The organism is Streptomyces sp. NPDC002886 (assembly GCF_042888445.1).
Lineage (GTDB): Bacteria > Actinomycetota > Actinomycetes > Streptomycetales > Streptomycetaceae > Streptomyces.
On sequence record NZ_JBIAPV010000002.1, the window covers coordinates 802,569 to 817,528 of the forward strand.

Sequence of the window (14,960 nt, forward strand, 5' to 3'; positions counted from 1 at the left end):
GGCCTAGCCGCGGCGCAGCCAGTCGCCGCCCGGGATGGGGGTGCCCGAGCGGGCGAGGCGGCGGGCCAGGGACGGGGCGGCCAGGTAGACCCAGGCGCGGACCGGGGTGCCGTCGGGGCGCAGGGCCTCGCGGGCGGTGCGGTCGTAGACGTTCGCGGGGTGTCCGGGGCCCGCGTACTCCTCCAGCAGGTCCAGCGCCACGAGGAGTTCCCCGTACGCCCCCGGGGCCGGGGTGATCAGCTCCCCGGCTATGGCGGAGCCGGGGCGGTCCACGGCGTACGGGTATCCGGGGCCCTCGTACAGGGCCGCGTCCGGGAGGCGGGCGGGTTCCTCGACTGCGGTGCGGCCGCGCAGGAAGAGGTCGTGGTTGACCTCTCCGGGGCGCAGGGTCCCGTAGACGAAGAACGGGAGCTCCTCCTGCCGCGGAAGCGTTCCCTGCGGGGCCGTTCCCTGCGGGGCCGTTCCCTGCGGCAGCACCTCCTGCGGCGGCACCCTCCGCGGAACCGTTCTTTCGGCGTGGCCTTCCGGCCGATCGGCCGATGTCATGCGGTCCTCCCTCGATTCAGACTGAGCTGCTGACCGGACTCCCGCCGGCCGCGGTGCGGGCCGAAGGTCCCGAGTTCGGCCCCGGGAGTCGGCGTACGCACCGCTGTTACACGTCCTCCCGGTCCCCGTGACCGACGCCTCATACCGTCAGTCTGCCTCCGCGCACCCAGCCCCCATGCTCCGCCTCCCCCACCAACGACGGTTCCGCCTTCCATGACTCGACCGAGCTACCGCCGCCTCGCCGCTGCCGCCCTGCTCTGCATCGGCCTCGGCGGCTGCGGCACGCCCGGGGGCCTCGGATCCGGCGAGGTCGCGCCCCCCGTTTCCTCCCAGCCGCGGCCGAAACCGCTGTGGCCCTCGTGGACCGATTCGCCGAGCTCCAGCGGTACGGCGGTGGCCGGCGGGGAGGCGCCGCCGAAGCCGCTCGAAGGCGCCCCGCCGGTGGGGCCGCAGGGGATCGAGGAGGTCGACGTGATGGCCGTGGTGCGCGCGGACAAGAACATGAAGCGCTTCGGCCGGGAGAAGCAGATCCAGGGGCCGGGCAAGGCCGGGGTACGGCCGGCCCGGTACGTGGACCTCACGGGCAACGGGAAGCACGAGCTGATCGTCGCCGCCGACACCCAGACCGGGCGCTCGGTGCTCAGCGTCTACACCGCCGCCGGTGGGAAGATCGTGCCGATCCTGTACACCAGCGGCCGGCGGATGAGCGTCGAGACCCTCGGCACCGACCTGCTGGTCCGCACCACCGACGAGGACGGGTCCTCGCACGACATCCGCTACCACTGGGACGGCCAGCGGATGAGCGTCCTCAGCGACGACCACAAGTTCGGCAACGCCATCTCCGCGCCGCGCGCCGGCACCTGCCCGGCCCCGCAGCCGTCCTCCGCCCAGTCCCCCGCACCCGCGAACCGGGTGGCCGGATGAAGCGCGTCCTGCTCCGCTGCCGCCGCCTCGTGCACTCCCTCGGGCTGCGCTGGAAGATCGCCGTCCTGCTCGCCGTCGGCTGCTCGCTCGTCGCGCTCACCATCGGCATCCTGATCCACGAGGCCCGCGCGGACCAGGTGGCCGACGCGGCGCGCAAGAGCGCCCTCGCGCAGCTCGTCCGGGTGCGGCAGGTGTACGAGCTCACGGGCCAGCTCGACTTCGACAAGGTCGGGGAGGCCGACGCGCGCCTCGACTGCCCGGGCCTGCCGGAACCCCTGCGGCAGGCCGCCCTGGCCGGAGAGCGCACCACCTACCTCGACCTGCACGGCCCCCACCCGGCGGTGTGGGCCGCCCGGCCGGTCGGCGGCGCCCAAGTGCTCTCCGTACGCCAGCCGCTGGCCGCAGAGCAGGCGGAACTGTGGGAACTGGACCAGAAGTTGATGGCCTTCGGCGTGGTCGTCGTGACCCTCGCGGCGATCGGCGGGGCGGCGCTGGCCAGCCGGCTGAGCAAGGACCTGCGGTCCGCGGCCGAGACGGCCCGGCGGATCAGCACGGGCGAACTCGACGCACGGATCGGCCCGTCGGGCGTGCCCGGGACGCGGAACGAGGTGGCCGAACTGTCGGCGGCGGTGGACACGATGGCGGCGAGCCTGCAGCGACGGCTGGTGGCGGAGCAGCGGTTCACGGCGGACGTGGCGCACGAGCTGCGGACCCCGCTGACCGGCCTGCTCACCGCGGCCGAGCTGCTCCCGCCGGGGCGGCCCACGGAGCTGGTGCGCGACCGGGTCGCGGCGTTGTGCGGTCTGACGGAGGACCTTCTGGAGGTGGCCCGGCTGGACGGGGACCGGGAGGTGGCCCAGCTGGACGTCCACCTCCTGGGGCCGCTGGTCGAGGCCGTCACCCGGCGTTCGGGGGTGGAGGCGCGGGTGCTGGGCGCCTCCGAGGACGCGGCCGGCGTCCGCACCGACGTCCGGCGGCTGGAGCGGATCCTGACGAACCTGCTGCTCAACGCCCGCAAGCACGGCGGGGACCCGATCACCGTGACGGTGGCCGGGAACACGGTCACCGTCCGGGACCACGGCCCGGGCTTCCCCGAGACGCTGCTGCGGGACGGCCCGCAGCGGTTCCTGACGGGCGCGACCGAGCGCGGCCAGGGCACGGGCCTGGGCCTGACCATCGCCCTCGGTCAGGCCCAGGTCATCGGCGCCCGGATCACGCTCGCCAACCCTCCCCCCTCGGGCGCCTCGGCCACGCTCACCCTCCCCCCGGCATAGCCCCGCCGAGCCACCGTCACCCGGACGGGGTGGTGCCCTACGGATACCCCTCCACCCCTCCCCACCTGCGCGAACGCTCCCCCGCCCTATCCCCCGGCCCGAATCTGACACCACATCAGCAGGCGCGGCCGCCCGCACCCGGGTTACCTCGGAGACACGACCCCGTGTCCACAGGAGACCCCTCATGCGCCGACGCACCGCCCACGTGCTCACCGCCACCGCGCTGACCGCCGTCGCGTTCGCCGGCCCGGTGGCCGGCGCGGTCGCCGCCGCGGACCTGGGCATGCCGGGCTTCGGCAAGACGGGCTTCGACATGACGGGCTTCGCGGCCGGCGACTTCGCCCCGCTGGAGGTGTGGCCCACGTCCGCCGCCCCCGGCACCACCGTCACGGTGAACACGAAGGCCTGCGGCCCGGGCAGTCATGCCGAGGGCGATGCCACCACCGTGGGAGGCGGCCGCTTCAAGCTGACTCCGGGCACCCACAAGGAGGTGGTCGTGGGACAGTTCCAGGTCGCCCGCGGAACCCACCCCGGCACCCACGCGATCGGCGCCACCTGCGCGAACGGCAAGTTCGCCACCGGCGACCTGATCGTCACCGAGCACGACCGCGCCCCCCAGGGCCACGTGCGCACCGGGGTGGGCGGTGGCACGACCACCACCACCGACCCCGCCAAGATCGCGGCGGGAGCGGCAGTGCTGGCCGCGACCGCCGTCGGCGGTACCTGGTTCCTGCGTCGCCGGGCGAGCGGCACGCGGAACTGACGGACGCCCACCGCGGCTCCGGCCGCGGTCCGACCGGTACCGTCCCCCGTCGCCCGCCCCGCGAGGTCCCCCCCGTTCGCGGGGCCGGGCGACGGCCACACCACACCACGTCACCAAGCCGAGGGGGCCGCATGGAGGCAGAGGCACGCCGCGCCCGCGCCCGCGCCGGCGGGCTCGTCGCACTCGCCACCTGCATCGGCGTCTGGCTCATCGGCAGCGGCTCCGGCGAGTCCGTCCGGCCGCCGCTGCCCTCCCCCGCTGAAGCGCTGAGCGCCCAGGCCCGGTTCCCCGGCGCCATCGCCGCGCTCCCCGGCTCCCCGCCCACCCGGATCCGGATCCCCTCCATCCGGGTGGACGCCCCGCTCACCGGGCTCGGGCTGCAGGCCGACGGCAGTCTCGAAGTACCGCCGCCCGCCCGCCGGGACCTGGCGGGCTGGTACCGGGAGGGCACCACCCCCGGCGCGACCGGCACCGCGGTGGTCGCCGGGCATGTGGACGACGCCACCGGGCCCGCGGTCTTCTACCACCTCGGCGCGCTGCGCCGGGGCGCCCTGATCGAGATCGCCCGCGCCGACGGACGTACGGCCGTGTTCACCGTCCACGCGGTGGAGGTCTACGACGCCAAGGCCTTCCCCGACACCCGCGTGTACGGGTCGGCGCCTCGCGCCGAGCTGCGCGTCATCACCTGCGGCGGGGGCTTCTCCCAGCGCACCGGCTACCAGGGCAACGTGGTCGTCTTCGCCCACCTGACGGCCACGTACTAGTCCGTCCCCGGAGTCCCCGCCGTCCTCGTCCCCGCCGTCCCCGCCGTCCCTCCGGTGCGGACCACCGCCTGGTCGCCGTGGGGTCCGAACAGGTGCAGGATCTCCACCACCTCGCCTTCGCCGGGGCCGAACCAGTGCGGTTCACCGGTGTCGAACTCGGCGACCTCGCCGGGGCGCAGGGTGAGGGTCCGCTCCCCGATGACGAGGCGGAGCTCGCCGGCGAGCACGTAGAGCCATTCGTAGCCGGCGTGGGTCACCCGTCTCGGTTCCCGGTACGCGAGCACCTGCTTGAAGACCTGGACCCGGCCCGGGTACGTCGTCAGGGGGACCAGGACGCTCCCGTCCCTGCGGCGGGGCTTCAGGTGGACGCGCGGGTCGCCGGTGACCGGGGCGGCCACGAGCTGGTCCAGGGGCACGCGGTGGGTCCGCGCGAGCGGGATGAGCAGTTCGAGCGTGGGGCGCCGCTTGCCCGACTCCAGGCGGGAGAGCGTGCTCACGGAGATCCCGGTGACCTGCGCGAGCGCCTCCAGGGTGAGGCCGCGCTCGCGCCGCAGCGCCCGCAGGCGCGGGCCGATGGCGTCGAGGGTCCGCGCGAGTTCGGCGTTCTCCGCCTGCTCGGCGCCCTCCGTGTGTGCGGCGCGTTCGGCGTATTCGGCGTCCCTGTCCATGGGGCCATTTTGCGGTATCGGCAAATTTTCTGGGCCGCGGCCACCGCCCGGTCCGAGCATGGTCCGACATCCGAAACCGGTGGCCGACAGGCCGTCGCGGAGCGAAGGCGGCCCCTCATGACCACGACCACGACGATCCCGGCCGGGGCGGCCGCGGGGCCCGCCCCCGGAGCACGCCGCCGGTGGACGGTACTGGCCGTCTGCGCGCTGAGCATGTTCCTCATCGGAGTGGACACCACCATCGTCAACGTGGGCCTGCCCGCGATCGGGCGGGGCCTGGGGGTGGGCACCCGCGGCCTGGAGTGGGTCGTGGACGCCTACACCCTGGTCCTGGCCGGCCTCCTCATCACCTCCGGCGCCCTCGCGGACCGCTTCGGACGCCGTCGCGTGTTCCGGTGCGGGCTGGTGGTGTTCGCTCTCGCCTCCCTCGCCTGCGCCCTCGCCCCGTCGCTCGGCCTCCTCGTCGCGGCGCGGGCCGTCCAGGGGGTCGGGGCCTCGATGCTGAGCCCGGTGGCCCTGGCGATCGTGGTCAACGCGATGCCCGACCCGCGGGAGCGGGCCCGGGCCATCGGCATCTGGGCCTCGGTCTTCGGGCTCAGCATGGCGGCGGGCCCGGTCATCGGCGGGGCCCTCATCGCGGCCTTCGGCTGGCGGTCGGTGTTCTGGATCAACGCCCCGGTGGTCGCCGGCGCGCTCGTCCTGGTCGCGGTGTTCGTGCCGGAGTCCCGCGGACAGCGGGCCCGGCGGCTCGACCTGCCCGGCCAGCTGCTCCTGACGACGGCACTGTTCGTCTCGGTCGGCGTCCTGATCGAGGGCCCCCGCATCGGCTGGGCCTCCCCCGCCGCGCTGGCCTGCTACGCGGCCGGCGCGGCGGCCACGACGGCCTTCGTCCGGGTCGAACTCCGCCGGACCGAGCCCCTGATCGACCTCCGCCTGTTCCGGCGGCCGCCCTTCGCCTCGGCGGTACTGGGCGCGGTGGCGGTGTTCGCCGCGCTGAGCGTGAGCCTGCTGCTCACCACCCTGTACCTGCAGAACGCCCGCGGCTGGACCCCGCTCGCGGCCGGCGCCGCGACCCTGCCCATGGCCCTCGGGGCCACCGTGTGCGCGCCCTGGTCCGGCAGCCTGACCGGGCGGCTCGGACCCCGGCGTCCGCTGCTCCTCGCGGGCGGGTTCACCGCCGCGGGCGGGTTCTGCATGGCCGCCTTGGGCCAGGACCCGGGCGTACCGCCGCTCTTGGCGGCCTACCTGCTCATCGGCATCGGCTTCGGCTTCGCCAACGCCCCGCTCACCCACACCGCGGTCGGCGGACTGCCGCCGTCCCGCGCCGGTGTGGCCGGGGCCGTCACCTCCACGGCCCGCCAGGTCGGATCGGCGGTCGGCATCGCCGTGGCGGGGGCCCTGGCCGCGGGCGTCGCCCCGGAGGGCCTGTCCCGGGCGTCCCGGCCGGGCTGGCTGCTCGTCACGGCCTGCGGCCTGCTCCTCCTCGGGGTGGCCCGGGCCTCCCGCAGGGAGACGGCGTAGGCCGCCCTACACCGGGAACGCGTACCAGCGGCGGTGGACGTACGGCTCCACGCACAGGGCCGCGGCGCCCGCCACGGCTCCCACCAGGAGGGAGGTCCAGCCGCCCCCGACGAGCGCGCCCGCGCAGGCCCCGGCCACGAACAGCGGCCTGGCCAGCGTCAGCGGGCCCGGGCGTCGGCGAGGACCTCGTACGCCCGGTCCGGGTCCTCGGCGAGCAGCAGCACGGCGCCGGCCGTGAGGGCGGGGGCCGGCAGCAGGACGGAGCCGACGGCCAGTCCGCGCAGGGCCGCACGGACGACGGCACGGCGCCTGCGGATCCGGGCGTCCCGCCCGGCGTAGGCGCGGTAGCCGCTTAAGGCGGCGTCGACGAGGCCGAGGACGGCGAGCGGGAGGGCCGGGTTCATCGCACGGTGCCGGACCCGGAGACGGCCCCGGAGGCGGACCCTGCCTCCGCGCCCGACCGGGAAGCGGCGCCGGGCCGCTGCCGTCCGCCGCGGGTCAGGTGCTCGGCGCCCACGAGCCGGCGGGAGTCGCGGCCGAGGGCCTGGCGCAGCGGGTCCTCCAGGTAGGGGCGGATGCCGATGATCGGGCGCAGGGTGGTGCTGAAGGGGTTGGACAGCCGCCGGGGTTCGTAGAGCAGCGGCCGGATGCCCGGTACGGTCGCGGCGCTCAGCAGGGTCTCGTCCGAGTGGGCGCGCCGGGCGGAAACGACCCCGTCGTGGCGGCCGAGCGGATGGCGCATCCGGGCGCGGTGGAACATCCAGGCGCCCATGGGTGCCAGCCGGGTGGCGGCTATGTCGAAGTGGCAGAAGGCGAGTGCCTGGGAGTCGGCCTGGGCCTCGAAGAACTCCGCGAGCGCGGGGCCGCGGAAGTGGTGCAGCACCCCGGTGGAGACGTAGACGGTGGCGACCTCCGGCAGGTCGAAGGCGTTGCCGTGGACGAACCGGCAGTCGAGCCCCTCGGCGCGGGCCAGCCGGTCGGCCTCGGCGACGAGGGCGGCGTCGAGGTCGACGCCGATCAGCTCGACGTTGCTTCCCAGGGCGCCGGTGGAGGCCAGCCAGCGGATGAGGTGGCCGAGCCCGCACCCGATGTCGACCAGGCGGAACCGGCCGTTGCGGCCGGCGATCTCCCGGATGGTCTCGAACAGCGGGTCCAGCAGGTGCACCAGCCGCTCCCCGGTGCGCAGCTCCTCGCTGAGCCGCTGCAGCTCGGTGTGGACGGCGATCATCAGCCGGTCCACGGCGACCGGGTCGAGGACGTCGTCGGGGCCGACGGGAAGCCCCGCGACGATCCGGGCGGCGCGCCGGTCCCCGGCCTCGTCGAGTCGGCGGACCACGTCACTCCGGCGCACGGGCAGTCGCGCCCCGCTGAGCGGATCGGTGACGGTGATCAGGTCGGATATCTCGAGGTGGGGCACGACGGAAACCTTATCCCCCGGGCAGGCCGGTGGGCGGGCGATCGCAGCAGGTCAGCCCCACTGTTCGAGGCCCAGTTTGACCACCAGGGCTCCGACGACCGTCAGAAGCACGCCGCGGACGAAACCGCTGCCCTTCTTCAGCGCCATCCGGGCACCGATCATGGCGCCCGCCAGGTTGAAAACGGCCATCAGGGCGGCCAGTTGCCACAGCACCATGCCCTGGTAGGCGAACATGGCGAGCGCTCCGGCGTTGGTGCACACGTTGACGATCTTCGCCGTGGCGGAGGCCGTGACCAGGTCGAGGTGGAGCAGGGCCGTCAGCGCCAGGACCAGGAAGGTGCCGGTGCCGGGGCCGATGAGCCCGTCGTAGAAGCCGATGCCGAGGCCGGCCAGCGCGATGGTGAGCAGGACGCGCCGACGGCCGGCCGGAGCCGCTCCGGGAGCGGCGCCGAAGGCGGGCCGGAAGAGGACGAAGGCCGCGACCACCACCAGGACCGCCATGATCAGCGGGCGCAGCGCGTCCTTGCTGATGCCGCCGGCCAGGGCGGCCCCGCCCATCGAGCCGACGAGCGCGGCCAGGCCGATGCGGACGGCGAGCTTCACGTCCACCGAGGTCTTGCGCAGGTAGGAAACGGCCGCGCCCGAGGTGCCGACGATGGCCACGGCCTTGTTCGTTCCGAGCACGGTGGCGGGGTGGGCGTTCGGCAGGCCGAGGAGCAGAGCGGGCAGGAGCAGCAGTCCGCCACCGCCGACGACGGCGTCGATCCAGCCGGCCGCGGCCGCCGCCACGCACAGCACGATGATCATGGTTGTCGATATGTCAGGCACGGCCCGACCTTATGGAGCGGGTGGGTGCAGTGGCCATCAATCCCCGGAAACTTGCGCAAAGGTTGAGCTTCGCCCGGCCGGAGCCCGGTCCGGGGCCACGGGAGCCGACGGGTCCACCGCCACCGTCAGCACGCTCGCGGCCAGCACACTGACCAGCCCGAGCCCGGCCGCGAGCCGCCTGGCCGGCGGTACGGAACCCAGCACGGCCAGCGCCGCCCGCGCCGGGGAGGTGCGCGGCCGGCGGTGCCGCGCCGCGGCCGCGGGCACGCCCGACGGACCCGCCGGCCCGGGCGCGGCCAAACCCGGCCCCTCCGGCGCTTGAGGCCCGGATCCGGGCGCAGCCGAACCCAGCCCCTCCGGCGTTTGAGGAGCGGGGTCTGGGGCGGAGCCCCAGGGAACGGGGGAAGGGCGGGTAGGGGACGAGCCCCGCGCAGCGGCCAGGGACACGGGCAGGGTGACGTGCAACGGGTGACGCACGGGGCGGCGACCTCTCGGGAAGCGGAAGCAGAAGCGGTCTCGGCCGCGGAGACGGGCGGGCTCGGCGGCGGAAGCGAGGGCGGGACCGGCCGCGGCGGCCGACCAGGCGCGGGCTCAGTGGCCGAAGCACTCCGCGTGGATCCGCCCCACCGGCACCCCGGCCCGCACCAGCGCGGCCATCGTGGCGTCCGCCATCCCGGGCGGCCCGCACAGGTACACGTCGTGCTCGGCCAGCTCCGGGACCAGCTCGGCCAGCGCCTGCGGAGCCAGCGGGTCGAAGGCGGCCCCCGACGGCCCGAGCAGGTAGTGCAGCCCGGCCTGCCGTTCGGCGGCGATGGCCTCCAGTTCGGAGCGCAGGACGAGGTGCTCCTCGGCGCCCGCCCGGTAGAGCAGGGTGATGTCCCCCGGCCCGCCGGGCAGCGTCTCGAACAGGGCCCGCATCGGGGTGATCCCGACCCCGCCGGCGATCAGCAGCACCTTGGTCCGGGTCCGCCGGGCCGCGGTGAGCGCCCCGAAGGGCCCGGTGGCGAGGACCCGGGTGCCGGGCCGCAGCCGGCGGATCCGGCGGGAGTGGCCGCCGAGGGCCTTCACGGTGATGCGCAGGGTGTTCCCGCGGACCGGCGCTGACAGCGAGAACGGCAGCGCGGTGTGCCACAGCCTGCGCTGGAGGAACCGCCAGCGCAGGAACTGCCCCGGCTCCGCGCGCAGCTCCGCGAGGTGCTCCCCGTAGACGAGGACGGAGACCACCCCGGGCCCCTCCGCGCGGACCTCGGCGACGCGCAGCGCGTGCCGCAGGGCCTGGCGTACGGGCACCACGGCGCGGTACCAGAGCAGCAGGACGGCGACCACGGCATGGGCGAGGGCCCAGAACCAGACGACGAGGGCCAGGTCGGGCCCGGCGAGCTGGTGCCCGAAGGCGAGGGCGGCGGCGAGGTACACCAGGAGGTGGACCCCGCGCCAGGTTTCGTGGCTGACCCGGCGGCGTACGGAGCGGGCGGAGGTGATGCCGACGGCGATCAGGAGGACGGTCCCGATCGCCGCGGCGGCCAGGGCCGGGTATCCGAGCAGCTCCCGAACCGCCGAGAGCACGTCGGCCCCCTCGTGCACGGCGTAGCCGCAGAGCGCGAAGGCCGCGTGCCCGAAGCAGAGCAGCAGGACGTGGCGGCCGCCCAGCGCGTGCCAGCGGGCGAGCCGGGCCGCGCCCACCCCGTGCTCGACGGCGGGGACCCGGGCCATGAGGAACAGCAGGACGAGCACCCCGTACCCGGCGAGCAGGCCGGACAGGTGCGCGGCGGTCGCGAACAGCGCGTCCAGCCGGGCCGAGGGCCGCACCTGGACGGCCCACAGCAGGGCGACGGTCCCCGCCCCGCCGAGCATCCCGCCCTTGACCCGAACCGCCATGTCCCGCTCTCGCATACGGCCACGCTACGGGCGCTCCGGCGCTCTACCGGGCCCTCCCGGTGATCCTTAAGGCGGCCTTGAGGAACGCCTCACGGACCCTTAACCCGCACGCTGAGGTCGAGGTTCCGTCAGGGAAACAACGGCGATGCCGTGGGGAAACAGCGGCCGCGCACTCTCGTGTCATGACCTCGGAACAGCAACGCGTGGTGGTGATCGGCGGCGGCCTCGCCGGCCTGCGGCTCGCCGCCCGGCTGGGCGGGGACGTCCGCGTCCTCGGCGAGGAGGAGCACGCCCCCTACAACCGGGTCCTCCTCGCGGAGGTCCTGGCCGGCCGGTACGCGCCGGAGGTGACGGCCCTCCCGGCCCCCGGCCCGGCGCTGCGCCGGGGCGTGCGGGCGGTACGGATCGACCGGGCGGAGCGGGTCGTCCACTGCGACGACGGCTCGGTCGAGCGGTACGGCACCCTCGTGCTGGCCACGGGATCGAACCCGGTGCTCCCTCCGCTGCGCGGCCTGTTCGAACCCGAGGGCCGGGAGCTCCCCGCGGGTGTCCACGCGTTCCGCACCATGGACGACTGCCTGGCCCTGTCGGCGGCCGTACGCCCCGGCGTGCGCGCGGTGGTGATCGGCGGCGGCCTCCTCGGCGTCTCGGCAGCCCGCGCCCTGGCCGAGCGGGGCGCCCAGGTGGTCCTGGCGCAGCAGGGCGAACGCCTGATGGAACGCCAGCTGGACGCCGAGGCCTCGGAGCTCCTGCACGAGCACCTGACCACCCTCGGCGTCGAGATCCACACGGAATGCCGGGTCCGCGGCCTGTCGACGGCGTTCGAGGAGCGGTCCGGGGCAGAGCCCGCGGCGCCCCGCCGGGTGACCGGCGTCGACCTCGCCGTCGGCTACCGCCTCGACGCCGACCTCGTCGTACTGGCCTGCGGCGTCCGCCCCCGCACGGGACTGGCCCTCGCCGCCGGCCTGGACGTCCGCACCGGCGTCCTCGTCGACGACGAGCTCCGCACCAGCGACCCCCGCATCCACGCCGTCGGCGACTGCGCCGAGCACGCGGGCCGGGTGTACGGCCTGGCCGGCCCCGCCCTCGAACAGGCCGACGCGCTCGCCGGGGTCCTCCTCGGGACCGGCCGGGGACTGGCCGCGGACCCCGCCTACGGCGGCACCCGCGCCCTGACCCGCCTCACCCTCACCGCCGGCGGCGACCGGCCCCTCGATCTCGCCGCCTTCGGCGAGACCACCCCGCTCCCCGGCGACGACGTGGTCCGGCTCACCGACGCCACCCGCCGCACCTACCGCAAGGTCGTCATCCGCGGCGACCGCCTCGTCGGCGGGGTCCTGCTCGGCGAACTCTCCAGCGTGGGCGCCCTCGCCCGCAGCTGGGAGGACGGCGCGCCCCTCACCGACCAGCACGGTCCCACCGACCTGCACCACCTGCTCACCGACGACGGAGGCTCCTGATCATGGCCGCAGCCACGCCCCATCCCGCCCCGGCCACCGCCCAGGCCACCGCCCCCGCCACCGCGCCCGCCCTCGTGCTCATCGGTCACGGCATGGTCGGCCAGCGCTACCTGGAGTCGCTCGCCGAACTCGGCGCCACCTCCACGCACCGGATCACCGTGCTCTGCGAGGAGCCGCGGCCCGCCTACGACCGCGTGCACCTGACCTCGTACTTCTCCGGCAGCACCCCCGAGGACCTCTCCCTCACTCCCGCCTCCTTCATGGCGGAGCACGGGATCGCCCTGCACCTCGACGACCCCGCCGAGAGCATCGACCGCGAGGCCCGGACCGTCACCTCCCGCTCGGGGCAGGTGTTCCCGTACGACGTGCTCGTGCTCGCGACCGGCAGCTACCCCTTCGTGCCGCCCGTCCCCGGCAAGGACGCCCCGGGCTGTTTCGTGTACCGCACCATCGAGGACCTCCTCGCGATCGAGGAGTACGCCAAGACGCGGACCACCGGCGCCGTGGTCGGCGGCGGCCTGCTCGGGCTGGAGGCCGCCGGCGCGCTCAAGGGCCTCGGCCTCGCCACCCGCGTCGTGGAGTTCGCCCCCCGGCTGATGCCCGTCCAGGTCGACGAGGGCGGCGGCGCGGCCCTGCTGCGCACCATCGAGAACATGGGACTCACCGTCCACACGGGCGTCGGCACCCAGGAGGTCCTGACCGGCGAGGACGGCTCGGTCAGCGGCATGAAGCTGTCCGACGGCTCCAGCGTCGACACCGACCTGGTCGTCTTCTCCGCCGGTGTCCGCCCCCGCGACCAGCTCGCCCGCGACAGCGGCCTGACCGTCGGCGAACGCGGCGGCATCTCCGTCGACGCCCACTGCCGCACCTCCGACCCGCACGTCTACGCCATCGGCGAGTGCGCGCTGGCCTCCGACGGCCGCGTCTACGGCCTGGTCGGCCCCGGCTACGAGATGGCCGAGACGGCCGCCGCGGACCTGCTGGGCCGCGAGAAGGAGTTCACCGGCGCCGATCTGTCCACCAAGCTCAAGCTCCTCGGCGTGGACGTGGCCTCCTTCGGCGACGCCCACGGCGCCACCGCCGGCAGCCTCGACGTCGTCTACTCCGACTCCCGCTCCGGCGTCTACAAGAAGGTGGTCGTCTCCTCCGAGGGCGTGCTGCTCGGCGGCGTCCTGGTCGGCGACGCCGACTCCTACGGGCTGCTCCGCCCGCTCACCGGCTCCGTACCGCCCGTCACCCCCGAGCAGCTGGTGCTGCCCGCCGGCGCCGGCGCACCCGTCGTCCTCGGCCCGGCCTCGCTCCCGGACGGTGCGGTGATCTGCTCCTGCCACAACGTCACCAAGAAGGCGATCACCGCCCACACGACGGTGCCCGAGGTGAAGAAGTGCACCAAGGCGGGCACCGGCTGCGGGAGCTGCCTCAAGGTGATCGGCCAGCTGATGCCGCCGGCCGCCGACAAGGGGCTCTGCGAGTGCTTCTCCTTCACCCGCGCGGAGCTCTACGAGATCGTCCGCACCCTGCGCGTGACCTCGTACGAGAAGCTCCTCGACAGCCACGGCCGCGAGAAGGCGCGCGGCGGCGACGGCTGCGAGGTCTGCAAGCCCACCGTCGGTTCGATCATCGCCTCGCTCGCCCCCACCCTCGGCGCGAGCGGCTACGTCCTGGACGGGGAGCAGGCCGCCCTCCAGGACACCAACGACCACTTCCTCGCCAACCTGCAGCGCAACGGCTCGTACTCGGTCGTCCCGCGCATCCCCGGCGGCGAGATCACCCCCGACAAGCTCATCGTGATCGGCGAGGTGGCCCGCGACTTCGGCCTCTACACGAAGATCACCGGCGGGCAGCGCATCGACCTCTTCGGCGCCGCCATCGACCAGCTCCCCCTCATCTGGGCCCGGCTCGTCGAGGCCGGCTTCGAGTCCGGGCACGCGTACGGCAAGGCCCTGCGGACGGTGAAGTCCTGTGTGGGCCAGACCTGGTGCCGCTACGGGGTCCAGGACTCCGTACGGATGGCCATCGACCTGGAGCTGCGCTACCGGGGCCTGCGCGCCCCGCACAAGCTCAAGTCGGCGGTCTCCGGCTGCGCCCGCGAGTGCGCGGAGGCGCAGAGCAAGGACTTCGGGATCATCGCGACGGCGAGCGGCTGGAACCTCTACGTCGGCGGCAACGGCGGGGCCACCCCGCGCCACGCCGACCTCCTGGCCCAGGACCTGTCCGACGCCGAACTGGTCCGGCTCATCGACCGGTTCCTGATGTTCTACATCCGCACCGCCGACCGGCTGGAGCGCACCTCCACCTGGCTGGACCGGCTGGAGGGCGGCCTCGACCACCTGCGGGACGTGATCGTGCACGACTCGCTCGGGCTGTGCGCGGAGCTGGAGTCGCTGATGGCCGACCACGTGGCGCACTACCGCGACGAATGGGCCGAGACCCTGGACGACCCGGAACGGCTGCGCCGGTTCGTGTCCTTCGTCAACGCGCCCGGCGCCCCCGACCCCAGCGTGAAGTTCGTCCCCGAACGCGGCCAGGTCAAGCCCGACCTGACCATCCTGACCCTGGAGCCCCTGGGAGGCACCCGATGACCGTGGAACTGCAGGTGGCGGAAGGATGGCTCACCGTGTGCGAGCTGTCGGCGCTGATCCCCGGGCGCGGGGTGGCCGCGCTGCTGCCCGACGGGAGCCAGGCCGCCGTGTTCGTCGACCGTGCGGGACGCCCGTACGCCATCGGCAACCGGGACCCCTTCACCGGGGCGCAGGTGCTCTCGCGCGGGCTGATCGGCTCGGCCTCGGGGCGGCTCTTCGTGGCCTCGCCGCTGCTCAAGCAGCGCTTCGACCTGGAGTCGGGGCACTGCCTGGACGACGAGGAGGTGGCGGTCCGGACGTATCCGGTACGGACCGCCGCGACCTCCGTCTGAGAC

General features: G+C 74.8%; 15 protein-coding genes. 8 read left to right on the forward strand and 7 right to left on the reverse strand.

All coding sequences use genetic code 11. The features are described from left to right. Nucleotides 1-3: 3 nt before the first annotated feature. On the reverse strand, nucleotides 4-474 hold the full coding sequence (locus ACFYYB_RS09835; protein WP_389434981.1) for a gamma-glutamylcyclotransferase family protein: 471 nt from the start codon (nucleotides 472-474) through the stop codon (nucleotides 4-6). Between the two features lie 285 nt (nucleotides 475-759). On the opposite strand from ACFYYB_RS09835, the gene ACFYYB_RS09840 reads away from it, so the two are divergent. From ACFYYB_RS09840 to ACFYYB_RS09855, 4 genes are all read left to right on the forward strand, one after another. After that, nucleotides 760-1,470, forward strand: coding sequence for a hypothetical protein (locus ACFYYB_RS09840; RefSeq protein ID WP_389434360.1), 711 nt, complete (start codon nucleotides 760-762; stop codon nucleotides 1,468-1,470). Further along, nucleotides 1,467-2,744: an ATP-binding protein gene (locus ACFYYB_RS09845; protein WP_389434361.1), complete on the forward strand. Its 1,278-nt coding sequence runs from the start codon at nucleotides 1,467-1,469 to the stop codon at nucleotides 2,742-2,744. The genes ACFYYB_RS09840 and ACFYYB_RS09845 overlap by 4 nt, the downstream gene beginning before the upstream one ends. A gap of 184 nt (nucleotides 2,745-2,928) precedes the next feature. Continuing rightward, nucleotides 2,929-3,507 carry a hypothetical protein gene (locus tag ACFYYB_RS09850; RefSeq protein WP_389434363.1) on the forward strand — a complete coding sequence of 193 codons (579 nt, stop codon included), beginning with the start codon at nucleotides 2,929-2,931 and terminating at the stop codon, nucleotides 3,505-3,507. 131 nt (nucleotides 3,508-3,638) lie between these two features. Then, nucleotides 3,639-4,271 (forward strand): class F sortase, encoded by a 633-nt coding sequence (locus ACFYYB_RS09855; RefSeq protein ID WP_389434365.1) that lies wholly within the window; start codon nucleotides 3,639-3,641, stop codon nucleotides 4,269-4,271. On the opposite strand, the gene ACFYYB_RS09860 is transcribed toward ACFYYB_RS09855, so the two are convergent. Further along, nucleotides 4,268-4,939: a helix-turn-helix domain-containing protein gene (locus ACFYYB_RS09860; protein WP_389434367.1), complete on the reverse strand. Its 672-nt coding sequence runs from the start codon at nucleotides 4,937-4,939 to the stop codon at nucleotides 4,268-4,270. The two genes, ACFYYB_RS09855 and ACFYYB_RS09860, sit on opposite strands and share 4 nt — an antisense overlap. A 117-nt stretch (nucleotides 4,940-5,056) precedes the next feature. Between ACFYYB_RS09860 and ACFYYB_RS09865 the strand changes: the two genes are divergently transcribed. Then, on the forward strand, nucleotides 5,057-6,460 hold the full coding sequence (locus ACFYYB_RS09865) for an MFS transporter (RefSeq protein WP_389434368.1): 1,404 nt from the start codon (nucleotides 5,057-5,059) through the stop codon (nucleotides 6,458-6,460). Between the two features lie 6 nt (nucleotides 6,461-6,466). Here ACFYYB_RS09865 and ACFYYB_RS09870 read toward each other — a convergent pair whose 3' ends face one another. The 5 genes from ACFYYB_RS09870 to ACFYYB_RS09890 all read right to left on the reverse strand — a co-directional run bounded on the left by ACFYYB_RS09870 (nucleotide 6,467) and on the right by ACFYYB_RS09890 (nucleotide 10,598). Next, nucleotides 6,467-6,598 carry a hypothetical protein gene (locus tag ACFYYB_RS09870; RefSeq protein WP_389434369.1) on the reverse strand — a complete coding sequence of 44 codons (132 nt, stop codon included), beginning with the start codon at nucleotides 6,596-6,598 and terminating at the stop codon, nucleotides 6,467-6,469. A gap of 20 nt (nucleotides 6,599-6,618) precedes the next feature. Then, on the reverse strand, nucleotides 6,619-6,864 hold the full coding sequence (locus ACFYYB_RS09875; RefSeq protein WP_389434370.1) for a hypothetical protein: 246 nt from the start codon (nucleotides 6,862-6,864) through the stop codon (nucleotides 6,619-6,621). Beyond that, complete coding sequence (locus tag ACFYYB_RS09880) at nucleotides 6,861-7,877, reverse strand: class I SAM-dependent methyltransferase (RefSeq protein ID WP_389434371.1); 1,017 nt, start codon at nucleotides 7,875-7,877, stop codon at nucleotides 6,861-6,863. The genes ACFYYB_RS09875 and ACFYYB_RS09880 overlap by 4 nt, the downstream gene beginning before the upstream one ends. A 51-nt stretch (nucleotides 7,878-7,928) precedes the next feature. Continuing rightward, the gene (locus ACFYYB_RS09885; RefSeq protein ID WP_389434373.1) at nucleotides 7,929-8,705 is read right to left on the reverse strand and encodes a sulfite exporter TauE/SafE family protein; all 777 of its coding nucleotides are present in this window, start codon (nucleotides 8,703-8,705) and stop codon (nucleotides 7,929-7,931) included. Between the two features lie 591 nt (nucleotides 8,706-9,296). After that, entirely contained in the window at nucleotides 9,297-10,598 is a 1,302-nt protein-coding gene (locus ACFYYB_RS09890) for a ferric reductase-like transmembrane domain-containing protein (RefSeq protein ID WP_389434374.1), read from the reverse strand. 167 nt (nucleotides 10,599-10,765) lie between these two features. Here ACFYYB_RS09890 and ACFYYB_RS09895 point away from each other — a divergent pair, with 167 nt between their 5' ends. Genes ACFYYB_RS09895 through nirD form a run of 3 tightly spaced genes read left to right on the forward strand, consistent with a single transcriptional unit; the run spans nucleotide 10,766 to nucleotide 14,957 of the window. Then, nucleotides 10,766-12,043, forward strand: coding sequence for an NAD(P)/FAD-dependent oxidoreductase (locus tag ACFYYB_RS09895; RefSeq protein WP_389434375.1), 1,278 nt, complete (start codon nucleotides 10,766-10,768; stop codon nucleotides 12,041-12,043). Nucleotides 12,044-12,045: 2 nt separating this feature from the next. Then, nucleotides 12,046-14,625 (forward strand): nitrite reductase large subunit NirB, encoded by a 2,580-nt coding sequence (nirB, locus tag ACFYYB_RS09900; RefSeq protein ID WP_389434377.1) that lies wholly within the window; start codon nucleotides 12,046-12,048, stop codon nucleotides 14,623-14,625. Next, complete coding sequence (nirD, locus tag ACFYYB_RS09905) at nucleotides 14,622-14,957, forward strand: nitrite reductase small subunit NirD (RefSeq protein ID WP_389434378.1); 336 nt, start codon at nucleotides 14,622-14,624, stop codon at nucleotides 14,955-14,957. The genes nirB and nirD overlap by 4 nt, the downstream gene beginning before the upstream one ends. The last annotated feature ends 3 nt before the right edge of the window (nucleotides 14,958-14,960 follow it).

Excerpts from the sequence above, each read along its gene's own strand:
- ACFYYB_RS09850 (WP_389434363.1), top strand. The coding sequence starts at position 2,929 with ATGCGCCGACGCACCGCCCACGTGCTCACCGCCACCGCGCTGACCGCC.
- ACFYYB_RS09860 (WP_389434367.1), bottom strand. The coding sequence starts at position 4,939 with ATGGACAGGGACGCCGAATACGCCGAACGCGCCGCACACACGGAGGGC.
- ACFYYB_RS09890 (WP_389434374.1), bottom strand. The coding sequence starts at position 10,598 with ATGCGAGAGCGGGACATGGCGGTTCGGGTCAAGGGCGGGATGCTCGGC.
- ACFYYB_RS09875 (WP_389434370.1), bottom strand. The coding sequence starts at position 6,864 with ATGAACCCGGCCCTCCCGCTCGCCGTCCTCGGCCTCGTCGACGCCGCC.
- ACFYYB_RS09840 (WP_389434360.1), top strand. The coding sequence starts at position 760 with ATGACTCGACCGAGCTACCGCCGCCTCGCCGCTGCCGCCCTGCTCTGC.
- nirD (WP_389434378.1), top strand. The coding sequence starts at position 14,622 with ATGACCGTGGAACTGCAGGTGGCGGAAGGATGGCTCACCGTGTGCGAG.
- ACFYYB_RS09855 (WP_389434365.1), top strand. The coding sequence starts at position 3,639 with ATGGAGGCAGAGGCACGCCGCGCCCGCGCCCGCGCCGGCGGGCTCGTC.
- nirB (WP_389434377.1), top strand. The coding sequence starts at position 12,046 with ATGGCCGCAGCCACGCCCCATCCCGCCCCGGCCACCGCCCAGGCCACC.
- ACFYYB_RS09845 (WP_389434361.1), top strand. The coding sequence starts at position 1,467 with ATGAAGCGCGTCCTGCTCCGCTGCCGCCGCCTCGTGCACTCCCTCGGG.
- ACFYYB_RS09865 (WP_389434368.1), top strand. The coding sequence starts at position 5,057 with ATGACCACGACCACGACGATCCCGGCCGGGGCGGCCGCGGGGCCCGCC.
- ACFYYB_RS09895 (WP_389434375.1), top strand. The coding sequence starts at position 10,766 with ATGACCTCGGAACAGCAACGCGTGGTGGTGATCGGCGGCGGCCTCGCC.